The sequence below is a fragment of the Cyanobium gracile UHCC 0139 genome (assembly GCF_034931325.1).
In the GTDB taxonomy this organism is placed as follows: Bacteria; Cyanobacteriota; Cyanobacteriia; order PCC-6307; family Cyanobiaceae; genus Cyanobium; species Cyanobium gracile_B.
Map to the genome: position 1 here is coordinate 186,455 of NZ_JAYGHX010000003.1, position 16,473 is coordinate 202,927.

General features: G+C 71.6%; 20 protein-coding genes. 11 read left to right on the forward strand and 9 right to left on the reverse strand.

The features are described from left to right. Positions 1 to 16: 16 nt before the first annotated feature. Together VB738_RS07080 and VB738_RS07085 are read right to left on the reverse strand one after the other, a co-directional pair. On the reverse strand, positions 17 to 745 hold the full coding sequence (locus VB738_RS07080; protein ID WP_323305070.1) for a class I SAM-dependent methyltransferase: 729 nt from the start codon (positions 743 to 745) through the stop codon (positions 17 to 19). 209 nt (positions 746 to 954) lie between these two features. Further along, positions 955 to 1,728 (reverse strand): hypothetical protein, encoded by a 774-nt coding sequence (locus VB738_RS07085; protein ID WP_323305071.1) that lies wholly within the window; start codon positions 1,726 to 1,728, stop codon positions 955 to 957. Between the two features lie 167 nt (positions 1,729 to 1,895). On the opposite strand from VB738_RS07085, the gene VB738_RS07090 reads away from it, so the two are divergent. Further along, complete coding sequence (locus VB738_RS07090) at positions 1,896 to 3,416, forward strand: adenylate/guanylate cyclase domain-containing protein (protein ID WP_323305072.1); 1,521 nt, start codon at positions 1,896 to 1,898, stop codon at positions 3,414 to 3,416. 98 nt (positions 3,417 to 3,514) lie between these two features. Beyond that, positions 3,515 to 3,661: a hypothetical protein gene (locus VB738_RS07095; protein ID WP_323305073.1), complete on the forward strand. Its 147-nt coding sequence runs from the start codon at positions 3,515 to 3,517 to the stop codon at positions 3,659 to 3,661. Between the two features lie 29 nt (positions 3,662 to 3,690). On the opposite strand, the gene VB738_RS07100 is transcribed toward VB738_RS07095, so the two are convergent. Beyond that, entirely contained in the window at positions 3,691 to 4,305 is a 615-nt protein-coding gene (locus VB738_RS07100) for a TetR/AcrR family transcriptional regulator (protein WP_323305074.1), read from the reverse strand. Positions 4,306 to 4,427: 122 nt separating this feature from the next. Between VB738_RS07100 and VB738_RS07105 the strand changes: the two genes are divergently transcribed. Continuing rightward, positions 4,428 to 5,033 (forward strand): glutathione S-transferase, encoded by a 606-nt coding sequence (locus VB738_RS07105; RefSeq protein WP_323305075.1) that lies wholly within the window; start codon positions 4,428 to 4,430, stop codon positions 5,031 to 5,033. 15 nt (positions 5,034 to 5,048) lie between these two features. Next, positions 5,049 to 5,654, forward strand: coding sequence for a pyridoxamine 5'-phosphate oxidase family protein (locus VB738_RS07110; RefSeq protein ID WP_323305076.1), 606 nt, complete (start codon positions 5,049 to 5,051; stop codon positions 5,652 to 5,654). Here VB738_RS07110 and VB738_RS07115 read toward each other — a convergent pair. Genes VB738_RS07115 through VB738_RS07125 form a run of 3 tightly spaced genes read right to left on the reverse strand, consistent with a single transcriptional unit; the run spans position 5,649 to position 7,635 of the window. Then, on the reverse strand, positions 5,649 to 6,029 hold the full coding sequence (locus tag VB738_RS07115) for a cupin domain-containing protein (protein ID WP_323305077.1): 381 nt from the start codon (positions 6,027 to 6,029) through the stop codon (positions 5,649 to 5,651). The two genes, VB738_RS07110 and VB738_RS07115, sit on opposite strands and share 6 nt — an antisense overlap. Further along, the gene (locus tag VB738_RS07120) at positions 6,026 to 6,640 is read right to left on the reverse strand and encodes an alpha/beta fold hydrolase (protein WP_323305078.1); all 615 of its coding nucleotides are present in this window, start codon (positions 6,638 to 6,640) and stop codon (positions 6,026 to 6,028) included. The genes VB738_RS07115 and VB738_RS07120 overlap by 4 nt, the downstream gene beginning before the upstream one ends. Beyond that, positions 6,637 to 7,635, reverse strand: a complete 999-nt coding sequence (locus VB738_RS07125; RefSeq protein WP_323305079.1) for an SDR family NAD(P)-dependent oxidoreductase — start codon at positions 7,633 to 7,635, stop codon at positions 6,637 to 6,639. The genes VB738_RS07120 and VB738_RS07125 overlap by 4 nt, the downstream gene beginning before the upstream one ends. 450 nt (positions 7,636 to 8,085) lie before the next feature. Between VB738_RS07125 and VB738_RS07130 the strand changes: the two genes are divergently transcribed. Beyond that, positions 8,086 to 8,607: a WbuC family cupin fold metalloprotein gene (locus tag VB738_RS07130; RefSeq protein WP_323305080.1), complete on the forward strand. Its 522-nt coding sequence runs from the start codon at positions 8,086 to 8,088 to the stop codon at positions 8,605 to 8,607. Positions 8,608 to 8,627: 20 nt separating this feature from the next. On the opposite strand, the gene VB738_RS07135 is transcribed toward VB738_RS07130, so the two are convergent. Next, entirely contained in the window at positions 8,628 to 9,203 is a 576-nt protein-coding gene (locus VB738_RS07135; protein ID WP_323305081.1) for a DUF721 domain-containing protein, read from the reverse strand. Positions 9,204 to 9,234: 31 nt separating this feature from the next. Here VB738_RS07135 and VB738_RS07140 point away from each other — a divergent pair, with 31 nt between their 5' ends. The 6 genes from VB738_RS07140 (at position 9,235) to VB738_RS07165 (ending at position 14,065) form a co-directional block, all read left to right on the forward strand. Then, on the forward strand, positions 9,235 to 9,447 hold the full coding sequence (locus tag VB738_RS07140; protein WP_323305082.1) for a hypothetical protein: 213 nt from the start codon (positions 9,235 to 9,237) through the stop codon (positions 9,445 to 9,447). 101 nt (positions 9,448 to 9,548) lie between these two features. Then, positions 9,549 to 10,322, forward strand: coding sequence for a PspA/IM30 family protein (locus tag VB738_RS07145; RefSeq protein ID WP_323305083.1), 774 nt, complete (start codon positions 9,549 to 9,551; stop codon positions 10,320 to 10,322). Between the two features lie 35 nt (positions 10,323 to 10,357). Then, the gene (locus VB738_RS07150; protein WP_323305084.1) at positions 10,358 to 10,708 is read left to right on the forward strand and encodes a thioredoxin family protein; all 351 of its coding nucleotides are present in this window, start codon (positions 10,358 to 10,360) and stop codon (positions 10,706 to 10,708) included. Continuing rightward, positions 10,695 to 11,906, forward strand: coding sequence for an aminotransferase class I/II-fold pyridoxal phosphate-dependent enzyme (locus VB738_RS07155; protein ID WP_323305085.1), 1,212 nt, complete (start codon positions 10,695 to 10,697; stop codon positions 11,904 to 11,906). Before VB738_RS07150 ends, VB738_RS07155 begins: the two co-directional genes overlap by 14 nt. Before the next feature lie 44 nt (positions 11,907 to 11,950). Next, entirely contained in the window at positions 11,951 to 12,727 is a 777-nt protein-coding gene (locus tag VB738_RS07160) for a biotin--[acetyl-CoA-carboxylase] ligase (RefSeq protein ID WP_323305086.1), read from the forward strand. 78 nt (positions 12,728 to 12,805) lie between these two features. Further along, the gene (locus VB738_RS07165) at positions 12,806 to 14,065 is read left to right on the forward strand and encodes a M23 family metallopeptidase (RefSeq protein WP_323305087.1); all 1,260 of its coding nucleotides are present in this window, start codon (positions 12,806 to 12,808) and stop codon (positions 14,063 to 14,065) included. A gap of 7 nt (positions 14,066 to 14,072) precedes the next feature. Here VB738_RS07165 and VB738_RS07170 read toward each other — a convergent pair whose 3' ends face one another. Together VB738_RS07170 and VB738_RS07175 are read right to left on the reverse strand one after the other, a co-directional pair. Next, on the reverse strand, positions 14,073 to 14,756 hold the full coding sequence (locus VB738_RS07170; protein ID WP_094587460.1) for an ABC transporter ATP-binding protein: 684 nt from the start codon (positions 14,754 to 14,756) through the stop codon (positions 14,073 to 14,075). A 31-nt stretch (positions 14,757 to 14,787) separates the two neighbouring features. After that, positions 14,788 to 16,302 (reverse strand): NAD(P)H-quinone oxidoreductase subunit N, encoded by a 1,515-nt coding sequence (locus tag VB738_RS07175; protein ID WP_323305188.1) that lies wholly within the window; start codon positions 16,300 to 16,302, stop codon positions 14,788 to 14,790. Positions 16,303 to 16,473: the final 171 nt, after the last annotated feature.

Genomic DNA, 16,473 nt, shown 5'->3' on the forward strand with positions numbered 1-16,473 from the left:
CAAACGGTTGCCTGGGTCAAACGGTGGCGCGGAAGATCACCGAGGCGGGCTGGCCGCTGAGGGGATCGATTGGCTCGCGCAGTTCCCGCACGACCAGGCCATGGCGCTGGAACAGCTGCACCCAGGATTCCAGCGTCCGGAAGAACCAGGGTGCGGGCGTGCGGAAGGACGGGGAGAAGCCAGCCCAGACGCCCTCCCGCCAGCCGTCCTTGTAGGGGTGGTCGGGGCAGATCAGCATCGGGTGCAGCGTCTGGACGAGGACGCTGCCTTGGGGGGCCAGCAGCGCCGGCAGCGCCGCGAACAGCTCATCGAGGCTGCGATTCCCGAGCAGGGAAAAGTTGGCCACCACCACGTCGAAGCGCTCCTTGAGGACGCGGGCACCGATCTGCTGGTAGGAGAGTGTCTGGAAGCGGGAGCCGTTCGGGGCACCATCGGCGGCGGCGGTGGTGAGCTCGGCCACCGCGTCGGTGCCGAGCACGGCGATGCCCTGGCGGGCGCAGTGGTTGGCCAGCCAGCCCTCGCCGCAACCCAGATCAAGCAGGGTGGCAGGGGCGCAGTCGGCGATCGCCTCCAGGATCGCCCCGTTGGTCACCCGCACGCGGCTGAGGATCTCGCCGCGGCGCACGGCCCGGGTCCAGGCGCCGGCGTTCACGACCCACGACGCCAGAATCTGCTCTTCCATCAAGGCCGGCGGCGGTTCCTGATCGGTGGCCTCGTCATCGCCGGTGTGAAGGGGAAGGAGCATGGGCGAGCTCGGAGGAGATGCAGAACGGAGGGGCTGGAGGGTCCTGGTCGGGTCAGCGGAATCGCCGGCGATGGTTACGCGACCCACAGGAGGCCGCCGCCGTCAACCTCCCTGGCCTAGGGAAGCGTAGTCAGGGCGGATTCGGCCGCAAGCAGCCGACCACCATTCGCCCATCCGTCCGCAGGCATCGGCCCCCAGCATCGCCGGGCTCAGGCCGCAGGCTCCGCCAGCAGGCCGGTGAGATCCTCGCTGCCGAACACCTGGCGGTAGGCGGCCGTGCTGGTGCACAGGACCACGGGCACCGCCACCAGCAGCCCCACGAAACAGGCCAGCAGGCCCACCAGCACGATGGCGAATTCCACCAGGGCCAGCAGCAGCACCGAGCCCCACTGGGGATCGAGCAGGGTGCGGCCCCGGGTGATGGAGTCGATCGGCCCGCGGCCCTCCAGCAGGGCGATCTGGGCCAGGAACTTCTGGTTCACCGCCAGGTAGATCAGCACCGTGAAGGCCGCCAGGAACGGCAGCACCGCCAGGATCTGGTTGAGCTGGGCGGCGGCGACCCCCACCAGGGCCGCCACCATCAGGATCGCGATCATCAGGATCCCCAGCGCCAGGCCGTTGCGGAACAGCCGCCAGCTGGCCGCCCCATCCCAGCGGGTGAAGGTGCCCAGGGCCGGCTTGCCGCCGGAGAGGGCGCTCCAGGCGCCGCGCACCAGGCCCGTGGTGCTCCACAGGCTCACCAGCACGCTCAGGATTGAGCCCACCACCAGGCGCACCAGCTGCACCGTCGTCATCACGGCGGCCTCGTCGGGATCCACCTGGCCCTGGATCAGCGAGCAGACGCTGCTCAGCGCCCCTGCCAGCAGGGTGAAGCCGATGAACACCCAGGGTGCCCGGGCGAAGGCCTGCCAGCCCTCCTTCACGGCCTCGATCACCTTCAGGGAGGATCCGCCGCTGGGATCCTGCATCAGAGAGACGGCCATGGCTCGGGGGGAGTTGCCGGGACATTAGGCAGCGCCCGACGGGGGGCCACCCCATCGGTGCGAAGCGTTGCATCTGGCTGGCCGGCCGGCCTCCGGGTGGCCGCGCGTCTGCTCGGGTGCCGGAGCGCCGATGCCACCATGGTCTAGGCACGTCTCTCCCCTCAGCCATGGCGCGACCTGTTGTGCGGGTGCTGGCCATGGCCCGGTCGCGGCTGTCGCGGCGGGTCGCCTTCTGGATCTTCCTCAACTTCCTCGTGGTGGAGGCGGTGGTGCTCATCCCCTCGGTGCTGCGCCAGGCCGGGCGTCTCGGCGACCAGCTGGCCGCCGTCACGAACGCGAAGGTCGAATGGCTGGTGGCCAACGACCAGGCGGGCTCCTCATCGGATCTGCTGGACGCCGTGCGCCGGTTGCAGGGGCCGACGATGGTGCGGGCCATCGAGGGCGCGGCCCTCTACCGGGACTCCACCGGTGAGCTGCTGGGCCGATTCGGCATGGCCCCGGAGTTCTCCCCGGCGGGCGCGGGGCTGGAGGGGGCCACGGGGCGATGGTTTCCCCTGAGCGGCGCCTACGACGCCGCCTGGGGGCCCGCCAGCCTGCGGGGCGATCACCGGCTCGTGATCCGCCATGCCGACGACAGCGTCCTCGAGGGGTTGCGGGGCTACATCCTCAACATCACCCTGATCGTGCTCGGGATCGCCGCCTTCCTCACCCTGATCACGATGCTGGTGATCCATCGGCTGGTGATCGGCCCGATCCTCGCGTTGCGCGATCGGCTTGATCGGGCCGGAGAGGCCCTGGGTCAGGGCGGCTCGCCGGACCCGGAGCACGTCCTGCTGCCGCCCGGACGACAGGATGAAGTGGGGGAGGTGGAAGCGGCGTTCAACCAATCCTTCCTGCGCACCTCGGCGGAGATGCAACGGCGGGTGACGGCCGAGCGCAGTGCCCAGATCGAGCGCGACCGTGCCGACAGCCTGTTGCTGAATATCCTGCCGGCCCCGATTGCCGAGGAGATGAAACGGGGCCGACAGACCATTGCCGAATCCCACGAGGATGTGAGCGTGCTGTTCGCCGACATCGTCAGTTTCACCGAACTGTCGTCACGGCTGTCGTGCCACGCCCTGGTGGATCTGCTCAACCGTGTGTTCACCGCCTTCGATCAGCTGAGTGATGACCACCGGCTGGAGAAGATCAAGACCATCGGCGACAACTACATGGTGGTGGGGGGTGTGCCGTCCTCCTCGTCCCACCACGCCGAAGCGATCGCCGCCATGGCGCTCGACATGCAGGCCTGGGTCGCCGGGTTCCGATCGCCGGAGGTTGGGCGGCTGTCGCTCCGCATCGGCATCCACAGCGGGCCGGTGGTGGCTGGTGTGATCGGCAGCAGGAAGTTCATCTACGACCTCTGGGGCGACACGGTGAACATCGCCAGCCGGATGGAGAGCCATGGTCTGCCGGGCCGGATCCATGTGAGTGAAACCATGGCCCAGCGACTGCAGGACCGCTATCGCCTGGAGGAGCGAGGACAGTTGCCGATCAAGGGGGTCGGGGCGATGACCACCTACTGGCTGGAGAACGAAGATCCTCTGGGACCCATCGATGATCTCCCCGGCGTGGACCCGAAGTCGCGCCCACCGACGCTGCGCACACTGGGAACCGGAGGGTTCGTCGAGGGTCTCCCTGAGCGCTGAGCTGACCTCCATTGGCTTCCTGGCCGCACCGATGGCGCTGTTCAGCCTTCGGTGTGGGCCCCTGGGGCCGTCGTGGCGGTCGGCTCCTCGGCGATCAGATGAAGATCCACGTGGCGGCCGACCAGCCGACGCTGCAGCTTCTCGGCGAGGGATCTGCCCAGCAGGGCCCGGCCGCCAGCAGGACCTGCCAGCGGTGGCGGTTCCTGGCCATCAGCGCAACGATCCTGGCGGTGCCCCGGTTGTAGGGCGCCTGTAGGGCGCCCGCCACCGCGTGTCAGCGCTGGCCCCCACCGGCCTGGCCCGCTGGCGGGGCGGAAGCCAGCAGGGCTTCGGCGGCCCGGCGGGCATCGGCGGCGGCCAGGGGGGTCCGCTGCAGGAAGGCCACCACCAGGGCGCCTTCGAACAGCAACTGCAGCTGGCGGGCCAGACCCTCGGGGTCGGCGACGGCGAGATCACGGCTGAGCCCTTCCAGCAGCTCGCGGCACTCCCCCTTGAAGGCCTCGGCCGCCTGCCGAGGCAGATCCTCGGCGGCGGGGTACTCGCTGGCGGCCTTGATGAACAGGCATCCGTGGAACTGCGGCGAGCGCACGGCCTGCTCCAGCCACTCGAACACCGCCAGCAGCCGCGCGCCAGGGTCATCCGGCGCCGCGGCGATCCGCTCGGCGAGCCCCCCTGCGATGGTGTTGCCGCGGCGCTCCAGCACGGCGGCGATCAGCTCCTCCTTGGATCGGAAGTGCTTGTAGAGGGTCATCTTGGCCACCCCGGCCGCGGCCAGCACCGTGTCGATGCCCACGGCCCGGTAGCCATGGCGGGCGAAGAGCCCTTCGGCCGTGTCCAGCAGCGCGTCCCGCTTGGCGGAGGACCTGGCGGTGGCGCCGCTCGCTGGCATGGATTCCGCTGCAGTCCGCCCAATCTAATGAGTAGACAGAAAGGTCTGCTACCTTTGGGCATGCAGACCGGTCTGTCTGCTCAGGCTTTCCAAGGACTTTGTCCCCCCACCACCTGGCGCCCATGTTCAAGCTCCACGGCCACGAACTCTCCGGCAACAGCTACAAGGTGCGCCTGCTCCTGGAACTGCTCGGATGCGACTACGCATGGATTCGCGTCGATCTGACGGCCGGTGAGCACAAGGGGGAGGCCTTCCTTGCTCTCAATCCCTTCGGCCAGGTGCCCGTGCTCCAGGAGGACGGCACCACCCTCTCCGACGCCCAGGCGATCCTCTTCTACCTGGCGGCCCGCCAGGGGGACGGCCAGTGGCTGCCCGCCGATCCCTTCGGCCAGGCCCGGGTGGTGCGCTGGCTTTCCACCGCCGCGGGCGAGGTGCGGCAGGGCCCGGAAAGCGCCCGGCTGCACCACCTGTTCGGCGTCAAGGCGATCCCCATCGAGCGGGCCACCGAGAAGGCCGCCTTCCTCCTCGACCAGCTGGAGCGGCACCTGACCCCGCGGCTGTGGCTGGAGCTCGAGCGCCCCACCATCGCCGACATCGCCGTCTACCCCTACGTGGCCCTGGCCCCGGACGGCGGCATCGACCTGACCCCCTACCCCCGGGTGCGGGACTGGATCGGGCGGATCAAGGCCCTGCCCGGCTACGCGCCGATGAAGGGCCTGGAGGCCTGAACGGAGCCATCCCCCATGAGCCAGCACTACCTGCATCGCCACCTCACCCCCGCCGTGGGTGAGGCCCAGCTCCAGGCCTATGGCCAGAGCCAGGGCGTGCCCCCGGCCCCGGCGTCCGATCGCCTCAGTGCCAGGGAGATCGCCTTCATCAGCGCCCGCGACAGCTTCTACCTGGCCAGCCTCACCGAGGCGGGTGCCCCCTACCTGCAGCACCGGGGCGGGCCGGTGGGCTTCCTGCGGGTGCTCGACGAGCGCACCCTGGGGTTCGCCGATTACGGCGGCAATCGCCAGTTGCTCACCGTCGGCCATCTGCGCCGCGATCCGCGGGTGGCCCTGTTCCTGATGGATTACCCCGCCCGTCGCCGGCTCAAGATCGACGGGGAAGCGCAGGTGGTGCCGCTGGCTGATGATCCCCAGCTGGCGGAGCAGCTGGGACCGCAGGCGGCGGGGGAGGTGGAACGCCTCTTCCGCATCCGGGTGGAGGCCTTCGACTGGAACTGCCCCCAGTTCATCACCCCCCGGCTCACCGCCGCGGAACTGGAAGCCCAGCTGCGGCCGTTGCAGCAGCGGATCGCTGCGCTGGAGGACGAGCTCCAGAGGCTGCACCCGCCCCCGTCATGACGATCCTTCCCCACCCCGCTGGGGAAAGGACACATCCAGCACCAGGCAGCCCGCCCCATCGGTGCGGAAGGGGCCATGCACCTCCCCCGGCGGCCGGCTGGCGTAGTGCCCGCTCTCCAGCCACAGGCCGAAGGCCCCATCGAACAGGCGCCCCGCCACGATGAAGATCTCCTCGGGGAAGGGGTGGGCCTTGCCCCCGAGAGCGCTGGTGTCGACACCGGGCAGGAAGCGGGTGAGGCGGGTGATCTCCCCGGTGTCTGGATCCTCGCTGAGCACCAGCTCCTGCACCTGGTTCTCCAGCCCCTCGATCCAACGCCAGCGATGGGCCTGCTCCGGCGCCAGCGGATTCCAGTACGTGCTGGTGGTCTTGCTCATGGTGGGGTGAGGTGGGCGTCGACCAGCGGCGCCAGCCGTTCGGCGTGATGCCGGCCGAGATCATGGTCGCCTCCGTTGATCACGTGCAGTCGGGCCTCGGGCAACAGCATGGCCAGGCGCTCCCCGGCGGCCACCGGACTGAACGGGTCGGCATCGCCCCACAGCAGCAGGGTGGGTGCCGCCACCTCCCTCAGGCGCCCGGAGAGGTCCGTCGTTTCCGTCGCGAACCAGTCGGGGAGATGGGACAGGCTGGTGTGGAAGCCGGCCCGCCAGTCGGCGGCCCCCAGGTCCGCCATCGGCAGGCCGCCGGAGGTGGCGCACAGCACCAGGTGCGTCACCTGCCGGGGCCGGGCCAGGGCGGCCCGCAGGGCCAGCACCCCGCCCATCGATTGGGCGATCAGGGCGCAGGGGCGATCCAGCGGCTCCAGCACCAGGGTCAGCAAGTCATCGAAGCCCTTGACCCCCGGCCGGGGCGGGGTGTCGCCGAAGCCCGGCCAGCCCAGGTGCAGCCGCTCGGCGGGGCAGGCCAGCCGCTGCTCCAGGGGATGCCAGAAGGAGGTGTCGCCCGAGGCGCCGGGGAGGAACAGCAGCCGATCGGGCCGGCCGCTCAAGGCTGATCGGCCTCCACGCCCACCAGGGCCGCACTCGCCTCCCAGAGCCGCCGGGCCAGATCAGGGTCCTGGCCTTCGGGGCTGGTGGCGCTGGCCTCGAACACATGCCGTCCTGGAGCCGTGACGCGGTTGCGGAGGTAGGTGAAGCCACTGGTGGCGTAGGCGTCATCGACGGCCAGGGCGGCCAGCAGCGCCCCGGCGTTCTCGACGCTCTCGGTGAGGCGCAGCAGCGAGCGGGCCGCCAGGGCGAACAGGCGCTGGCCCAGCTCGTTCGACTGGCGGCTGTAGCGCCAGAAACCACCCTCGCTGGTGGGCGGGATCACCAGCCCCGGGCTCCAGGCGATCACCGGAGCGGGCGTTCCCCGCGCTTCCAGGCGCCGGGCGAATTCCCGGGCGAACAGCACGTTGCAGAGCTTGCTGTCCTTGTAGGCCTTGTCGGCGTTGAACGGAGCCGCGCCGTTCACCATCGTGGTCCCCTGGCCCGGCACCAGGCCCGCCAGCTCGCCCAGCCCCGCCGCAGCCCCCACCTTGCCCCCCGCGGTGGCCGGGTCGTGCACTTCGCTGGCGGTGACCACCAGCCGCGGCGATCGGCCCGCCGCCAGCAGGGGCCCCAGCTGATGGGCCAGCAGAAAATGGCCCAGGTGGTTCACCCCGAAGCTGAGCTCATGGCCCTGGGCCGTGCGGCGCGGCTCGCTGGCGCCGGCGTACTGGAGGCCGGCGTTGAGCACGAGGGTGTCGATGGGAATCCCCCCCCGGGCCCGCAGGGCGGCGGCACAGGAGCGCACGCTCTCCAGATCCGCCAGGTCGCAGACCTCGGGAACGGGGGCTGTGCCGGCGCCGGCCCGCTCCAGCACCCGGCGCCCGGCCGCCTCGGCGCTGGCCCGGTCCCGGCAGGGCAGGGTGAGCCGGTGGCCGGCCCGGCAGAGGAGTACGGCGGCCTCAAAGCCGATGCCGGAGTTGCCGCCGGTGAGGAGGATGTGGCGCGCTGCAGCCAAGGGCGGACTCCTGCGGGTGCCGGAAGGGTGCCGAGCGGGCCAAGGCTACGGACCCCGCGACCTCGGCCGCCGGCTCCGGCCCTGCCAGTGGGCTGCCCGTGCCCCGACTCCCCCGACGCTCCTGCCTGGCGCTGGCGACGGCGGCGGGCCTGACGGCGGCCATCGGCGCCGGCGTGGCGTTCCGGGACCACACCCGCAACGCGCTCACGATCAGCAACCGGAGCGGCCGCATGATCACGGCCCTGGAGGTGTCCCTGCCCTGGGAGAAACCGCTGTCGGCCCTGGGCAGCTCGCTGGAGGTCCACCTCACGATGTCCGCCCTCCTGGAGCCCCGTGCCCGTGGCCGCCTGCCACCGAGCCCGCGGACCAGCGCCCATGACGTCCATGCCGTTGGAGGGACGCACAATCGATGGGCCGCCGCCGAACCCACGGGCGGTCGCCGCCCCTGCGATGGACTCCGCCTCCCCCTCCCCTCTCCAGCGCATCGACCAGGACCTCTTCGCTGCGGTGGCCGCCGCCGCCGCCGACTCCCCTCGCCGGCGCCGCAACCACAACTTCCACGCCCCCACCGACCGGGTGCAGCGCTTCCTGAATGTGCTGCAGCCCGGTACCTACGTGCGGCCCCACCGCCACCGGCGCGCCGAGCCCGGCGAGGGTTTCGAGTGCTTTCTCGTGCTGCAGGGGGCGGTGGGGCTGCTGCTGCTCGATGCCAACGGGCGGGTGCTGCAGCGGGAGCGGATCAGCGCCGAAGGCCCCCTGCGCGGCATCGAGCTGGCCGAGGGCGTCATCCACACCCTGGTGGCCCTCTCGCCCGACGCCGTGATGATGGAGATCAAGCAGGGGCCCTACGACCCCGCCGCCGACAAGGACTTCCTGGTCGGATTCCCCCTCGAGGGAAGCGAGGCCGCAGCGGAGCAGGAGGCGGCCTGGCGGGCGCTGTTCGGGCCCGGCGCGGATCCCCACCTCCCCTGAGCACCACACCCAGGGGGGGATCAGGCCAGATCGGCTCGGCGGCAGAAGCTGCAATGGCCCCAGCGGGCCATCTCCCCGGCCGGCGCCGGCCGGCCGCAGGCGGGGCAGTCGGCCATCCCGTGCACGTCGCAGCGGCTCGGATGGGCGGCCCACACCTCTGCCTCGTTGAGACTCCCCGGCGTGGTGGGGGCGCTGGGGTGGTGCTGCTGCACCCGCACGTCCCGGACGCTGAAGCCGGCGCCCCGCAGCGACCCGAGCAGTTGGTGGCGGTTGTACTGGAGGGCCTGCAGCCAGGGTCCCGGCGCAGCGCCCACGGTCAGCAGGCCTCCCTGCAGCTGCAGGGGACGGCAGTGGGGGGCCAGCTGGGGCCCGGCGATCCGCGGCCATTCCCGCCACAGGGCGGCGAGATGGCCCTCGCGGCGCCACTCCTGCTGGAGGTTGTCCAGGCAAGCGGCCAGGGCACTGGCTGGTGGCCGGGCCGGCGGCATCAGCAGGGCGACGTTGCCCACCTGCCGCGTCTGTACCGCCTCACTGCTTCGGCGGCGGGATCTGGTGCGCTCGGCGGCGCGGCGCCGGCTGGACCGGGAAGGCTCCATCCACCAACGCTAAGGGGTGGATCGCCCGGTGATGGCCACCGGCTCCCGGGTTGACGGGGCGACGCCCAACACCTTCGACAACCGCCTGCCGGCCCTGCTGCGGAACTGCTTCGGCCACACCCATGCCGGCAGCGTCGTGGTCCGGAGATTCCTCCCCAACAGGGGCAACGCGGTGATCCCCACCCCTTCCGTGGGCGACGACGCCCTCACGCTGCAGGCCGACCCCCGGCGCCGCCACACCTGAGCACCGCCTCGTCGGGTGTGGGTGCGGCAATCCGCTGAAGGGTGGGGAAGACCGGACGGCAGGTTCTGGCTACGCTCATTTCCTGCACTGGCCCCGCCTCCATGGGTTTCTTCGATCGGCTGAGCCGTCTTCTGCGCGCCAACCTCAACGATCTGGTGAGCAAGGCGGAGGATCCGGCCAAGATCCTCGACCAGTCCGTGGCCGACATGCAGGCCGATCTGGTCAAGCTGCGCCAGGCCGTGGCCACCGCCATCGCCAGCCAGAAGCGGCTGCAGAACCAGGCCGAGCAGGCCGAGGCCCAGGCCCGCACCTGGTACGAGCGTGCCGAGCTGGCCCTGAAGAAGGGGGAGGAGGATCTGGCCCGCGAATCCCTCTCCCGCCGCAAGACCTACCAGGACACCGCCACCGCCCTCAACGCCCAGCTCAGCGGCCAGGCTTCCCAGGTCGACACCCTCAAGCGCAGCCTCACCGCCCTGGAAGGCAAGATCGCCGAGGCCAAGACCAAGAAGGACATGCTCAAGGCCCGCGCCCAGGCGGCCCAGGCCCAGGAGCAGCTTCAGAACGCCGTGGGCAGCCTGAGCACCAACAGCTCGATGGCCGCCTTCGATCAGATGGAGGAGAAGGTGCTCAACATGGAGGCCCGCAGCCAGGCCGCCGCCGAGCTGGCCGGTGCCGACCTGGAAAGCCAGTTCGCCGCCCTCGAGGGCAGCGACGTTTACGACGAGCTGGCGGCCCTCAAGACCCGCCTCGAAGGTGGCAAGACCCCCATCTCCCTTCCCATGGAGGGAGGCCCGGCCCCCCAGCTGGAGCCGGTGAAGGTGGCCGAGGTGAACGCCGAGCTCGAGGAACTGCGCCAGTCCATCGACAAGCTCTGAATTCATACAATCGGGCCACCGCTCCCCCCAGTGCCGTGCCCGCCGACGTCGACTCCCCCGTTCTCGACCTCACCGATGCCAACTTCCAGGCCTCGGTCCTGGAGGTGCCGGGCCCGGTCCTGGTCGATGTCTGGGCGCCCTGGTGCGGCCCCTGCCGCCTGATGGCTCCCCTGATGACCTGGGCCGCCACGGCCTATGCCGAGGCCCCCGGCGGACCCCTCACCGTCGGCAAGCTGGAGGCCGACCCCAACCCCGTCAGCCGCGACAGCCTCAAGGTGCAGGGTCTGCCCACCCTGGTCCTGTTCCGCGGCGGCCAGGAACTGGCCCGCCATGAAGGGGCCATGGCCCAGTCCCAGCTGAAGGCTTTTCTGGATGCCCATCTCTGAGCGCCTGTCGCGGCTCGGCAGCGGCGTCTTCGCCCGCAACGACCAGCGCAAGGCCGCCTACAGCGCCCGGGCCGCCGCCGGCCACGGCCAGGACGGCTCTCCCCTGCCGCCGCTGCTGGATCTCTCCCTCGGCTCCACCGACCTGCAGCCGCCGGCCGTGGCCCTCGAGGCCATCGCCGCCGGCCTGAGCCGGCCCGAGAGTGCCTCCTACTGCCTCCATGCCGCCACCCTGCCCTTCCGGGAGGCGGTGGCCGCCTGGGCGCGCCGCCGCTTCGACGTGGCGGTGGATCCCTACACGGAGGTGCTGCTGCTGGTGGGCTCCCAGGAGGGCACGGCCCACCTGCCCCTGGCGGTGCTCAACCCCGGCGATCGGGCCCTGCTGCTCGACCCCTACTACCCGTCCCACATGGGCGGGCTGCACCTGGCCAGCGCCGAACCCGTGCTGCTGCCCCTCGATGCCGAGGCCGGCTGGCGGCCCGATTACGACCGCCTGTCCCCCAGCCAGTGGCAGGACCTCTCGCTGATGGTGCTGGGGTTCCCCCACAACCCCACGGCCACCACCGGCACCCAGGCCTGGCTGGATGGGGCGGTGGAGCGGGCCCTGCGCCACGACGTGGTGCTGGCCCACGACAACCCCTACGTGGATCTGGCCCTGGAGGGGGAGGCCCCCGCCCTGCTGCGCCACCCCGACTGGCGGCGCTGCGGCATCGAGTTCTTCTCCTTCTCCAAGAGCTGGTGCCTCGGCGGCTACCGGCTCGCCTTCGCCATCGGCGCCGAGCAGCTGATCACCGCCCTGCGCCAGCTCAAGGGGGTGGTGGACTTCAACCAGTCCCTGGCGCTGCAGGCCGGGGCGATCGCCGCCCTGGAGCAGGCCCCCCACTGGCCCGAGCAGCTGCGCGGCGTCTACCGCGAGCGCCGCGACCGCATGGCCGCCGCCCTCGAGGCCCAGGGCTGGCCGGTGCGCCTGCCGTCGATGGCGCTCTACCTGTGGCTGCAGATCCCCGAGGTGGCCCGTGCCCGGGGGCTGGATTCGGAACGCTTCTGCGCCGCCCTGCTGGAGGGCACTGGCGTCTGCCTCACCCCCGGCAACGGCTTCGGCCCCGGCGGTGAGGGCTGGCAGCGGCTGGCCCTGGTGCACCCGGCTGCTGAACTGGAGGCCGGTGCGGCCCGCATCGGCGACTGGCTGCGGCGGTTTTGATCGGCGCGATCGGAGCCCGGCGGCGGCGGCTCCCCCAGGCGCCCATGGAGGTCCAACTGGAGCCGGCCCCCTGGCGGCTGCGGGGCCTGCCGGTGTGTGCCAGCACCGAAACGGAACTGGATCGCTGGCTGGCCCGGGATCCGCGGCTGGTCGGTGACGCTCCGCTGCGCGCCCCCCGGGCGGTGATCGCCCGCCGGCAGCGCTTCGGCCGCGGCCAGCAGGGCCGGCCCTGGAGCTCTCCGGCCGGAGGGGTCTGGCTGAGTGCGGCCATGCCCTGGCCGGCGTCGGTGGCGACGGCCGCGGCGCCCGGGCTGGCGGTGGCGGTCGGGCTCTGCCTGCGGCTGGAGGCCCGGGGGCTGCCGGTGCGGCTCAAGTGGCCCAACGATCTGCTGCTGCCCGGCGGGGTCGTGGGGGGTGGCGTGGGGGGCGGTGGGGGCGGGCCCAGGAAGCTGGCGGGACTGCTGCCCCGCCTGCGGCTGCGGGGGGGCACCTGCCGCTGGGCCCGGGTGGGGGTGGGGCTCAACGCTGCCAACCGGGCGCCGGCCGGCGCCGTGGCTTTGGCGGAACCGCTGGGAGCCGGGCGTGCCGATCCCCTGCTCTGGTGCGGGGAGGTGTTGACGGCTCTGGAGTGGGCCATGGCCTGGGCCGGGCGGCCCCAGGAGGTGTGCCGGCAGGCGGAGCAGCGCCTGCATCTGCCCGATGGCCCGATCCACCTCGACGGCATCGACTGGTGGCCCGCCGGGCTGGCGGCCGACGGCGGGCTGCGCCTGGTGGCCGGCAGCGCCCAGCGGGTGCTGCACCGTGGGTTCGGCGCCGGATGAGCACCGCCCGTACACTGTCGTTCGGCAATCCCGGCGCCGGGACGTCCCCCTGCACGCCCCACGGCGCTCCTTCCTGACATGGCTCCCCAGCCCCTCACCGTCCTGACGGCGCTCGGCGCCGGCGCCACGGCCTCCTGGCTGGCCATGCCGCTGGTGCTCGCCCAGGCCGTTCCCGTCCTCGAGCCGACGGACCAGCCGGACCTGGCACCGACGCCGGTCCAGCGTCCCTCGGTGAGGATCGCGGCGCCGGTGACCCGCCCTGAGTTCCAGGCGCCGGTGCAGCCCCTGGCCCCCCCGCCCCCGGTCACGGGGGAAGCACCTCCACCCACCCTGCGGCCCGGAACGGCGGAGCGCCGGCCCGAGCCTCCCCGCCGCTTCGATGCCTCCCTCGATGCCCTGGTGCGGGAGGGGGTCGTCACCCCCGCCGAGCGGGTGCGGGTGCGCGGCTCACTGCTGTCGCCGCAGGAGGCCGCCACCCGCAGCCGGGCCTGCAAGGCTGGTGCCCTCTCGGCTCAGGAGTGCAGCACCGGGGTGATCATCATCGGCCGCGGCCGCAAGGATGGCCTCAGCGACGGACTGGGCGAGGGGGATCTGGTGGCTGGTGGCCGCGGCGCCGGTTTCGGCGGCTTCGGCTTCGATGCCTCCCCCCTGCCCCCGATCACCGTGCCCGTCAGCGCCCTGCTCACCGGCGCCGGCGGCAGCTTCCGGCTCACTGACGTGTTCCGCGTCACCCCCCGGCCCGCCCCGATCGTCGGCAACGGCAACCAGCGGCTGCTCTTTCCCCTGATCGGCTCGGCCGTCACCACCAGCGGCTTCGGTTATCGCCTGCATCCGGTTCTGGGCAGCTGGCTGATGCACGCCGGCCGTGACCTGGCGGCGCCCGAGGGCACACCGGTGGTGGCCGCCCTCTCCGGGCGTGTCGTCAGCAGCGGCCTGGCCGGCGGCTACGGCCTGGCGGTGGAGCTGGAGCACGACCGGCCCCGGCGCCGCACCCTCTACGGCCACCTCTCCGAGCTCTACGTCAAGGACGGCGAGATGGTGCGCCAGGGCGAGGTGATCGGCCGGGTCGGCAGCACGGGCCTGAGCACCGGGCCCCACCTGCATTTCGAGCTGCGCCTGCCCCAGGACGGCGGCTGGGTGGCCACCGATCCCGGCGATCTCGATCCGGGCGGCGGCCTGTTCGCCGGCCTGGCCGGAGCCGACGGCAGCGGCCCCACCGACGCGGTGGCCCTGCTGATGGGTCAGCTGATCGCCACCCTCGAGCGTCCCCGCTCCCCCCTGCCGCTGCCCGGCGAGAAGCTGGGCCCACCACCCGCCTCCCGGCCGACGCCGGGCTGAGGGCGCCTCAGGCGCTGATGCGGCCGTCGCGGAAGTGCACCACCCGGTCGGCCCTGGCGCCGACTTCGGTTTCATGGGTCACCAGCAGGATGGTGATGCCCTGGGCGTTGAGATCGCCGAACAGGCTCAGCACCTCCTCGGTGGTGTGGGAGTCGAGGGCGCCGGTGGGCTCGTCGGCCAGCAGCATGGCCGGATCGTTGATGATGGCCCGGGCCAGAGCCACCCGCTGCTGCTGGCCCCCGGAGAGCTGGTTGGGCTTGTTCTCCAGCCGGTGGGAGAGGCCCACCCGATCGAGGGCCGCCAGGGCTCGCCGTCGCCGCTCCTCCTTGGGGACGCGGGCGTAGATCATCGGCAGCATCACGTTGTCGATCGCGCTCAGCTGGGGCAGCAGGTGGAACTGCTGGAAGACGAAGCCCAGCTGCTGGTTGCGCAGGTCGGCCAGCTCGTCGTCGTCGAGGCTGTCGACATCGGTGCCGTTGAGCCGGTAGCTGCCGGAGCTGGGGCGGTCCAGGCAGCCGAGGATGTTCATCGCCGTGCTCTTGCCGGAGCCGCTGGCCCCCATCACCGCCAGGTAGTCACCCTGCTGGACCGTCAGCGACAGGTCGTCGAGGGCGCGCACCTCGGTGTCGCCGCTGCCGTAGACCTTCGACACGTGGACCAGTTCGGCCACCGGTGGGGGGAGGGACTCCATGGCCGCCAGGCTAGGGAAATCTGCTCCCGACTCAGCCCAGGGGGGCGATGGCGCTGGCCGCGATGGCCTGCTGCAGGATCGGGGTGCCGGCCACGGTGGAGCTGGCCCAGTCGAACAGGGGGCTGGAGAGCACCCCACCCACGGCGGTGATCACCACGCAGCCCACCAGGGCCGCCCGCAGGGGCTGCATGCCGGCCAGATTCCAGGTGATGGCGGGGTAGGACTTGACCACATCGGAGGCCTCCTGGGGTTCTTTGACCACCATCATCTTGATCACCGAGATGTAGTAGTAGATCGACACCACCGAGGTGACCAGACCCACCACGACGAGCAGGTACTGGTGGTCGGCCCAGCCGGCGAAGAAGAGGTAGATCTTGCCGAAGAAGCCCAGCATCGGCGGGATGCCGCCGAGGGACAGCAGGCACAGACTCAGCCCGAGCGTGATCAGCGGATCTTTCTGATAGAGACCGGCGTAGTCAGCGATGCGGTCGCTGCCGGTGCGGAGCGAGAACAGGATGATGCAGGCGAACGCCCCCAGGTTCATGAACAGATAGGCGGCCATGTAGAGGACCATCGCCGAGAAGCCGTCCTCGGTGCCGCACACCAGGCCGATCATCACGAAGCCGGCCTGGCCGATGGAGCTGTAGGCCAGCATCCGCTTCATCGAGGTCTGGGCCAGGGCCACCACGTTGCCCAGCACCATGCTCAGCACCGCCAGCACGGTGAACAGGAACTTCCACTGGGCATCGAAGCTCTCGAAGCAGCCCACCAGGAGCCGCACCGCCAGGGCGAAGCCGGCCGCCTTGGAGCCCACCGAGAGGAAGGCCACCACAGGGGTGGGGGACCCCTCATAGACGTCAGGCGTCCACTGGTGGAAGGGCACGGCGGCGATCTTGAAGGCCACGGTGGCCAGCACGAACACCAGGGCCAGGGCGGTGATCGGCGAGGCGCTGGTCTGCAGGGACAACCCGATGGTGGCCAGGCTGGTGGCGCCGCCGCTGAGGCCGTACAGAAGGGAGGCGCCGTAGAGGAACACCGCCGCGGCGGCCGATCCCACCAGCAGGTACTTCAGGGCCGCCTCGGAACTGCGGGCGTCCCGCTTCATGTAGCCCGCCAGCAGGTAACTGGCGACCGAGAGGGTTTCCAGGGAGATGAAGATGCTGACCAGATCGGTGGAGCCGCACAGGAACATGGCCCCCAGGGTGGCGGCCAGCAGGATGGCGGCGTATTCGCCCATCGGTGTGCCGCTGCGCTCCACATAGCGCCAGCTCAGCAGCAGGGAGATTAGGGTGGAGGCGGCCACCACCGCCCGGAAGGCGATGGCCAGGTTGTCGGCCAGGAAGGAGCCGAGGAAGGAAGGCTCCAGGGGGCTGTTCCACTGCAGGGCCAGCAGCACCAGGGAGGCGCCCAGACCGCCGTAGCAGATGGGCGGCACCCAGCGGCTGGCGGCTTTTTCGCCGGCGAGGTCGACGACGAGACACACCACCAGGGTCAGCAGCACGGCCGCCTCCGGCGCGATCGCTCCGGCGTTCAGCTGCAGGGCCATGGCGCTGGTTCCCAGGCCCGAGGCGATGGCCTCGGCCGCCGTGGCGGCAGTGGTGGCGGCGGTCGCTGCTGCCAGAAACAGGTCGGCCACAGGGTTCGGGTAGGCGCGCAATGTGGCGGACTGTAGCCGCCATCTGGAGGGGAGGTCTGGTGCCCGGATACCCGCCGGGCC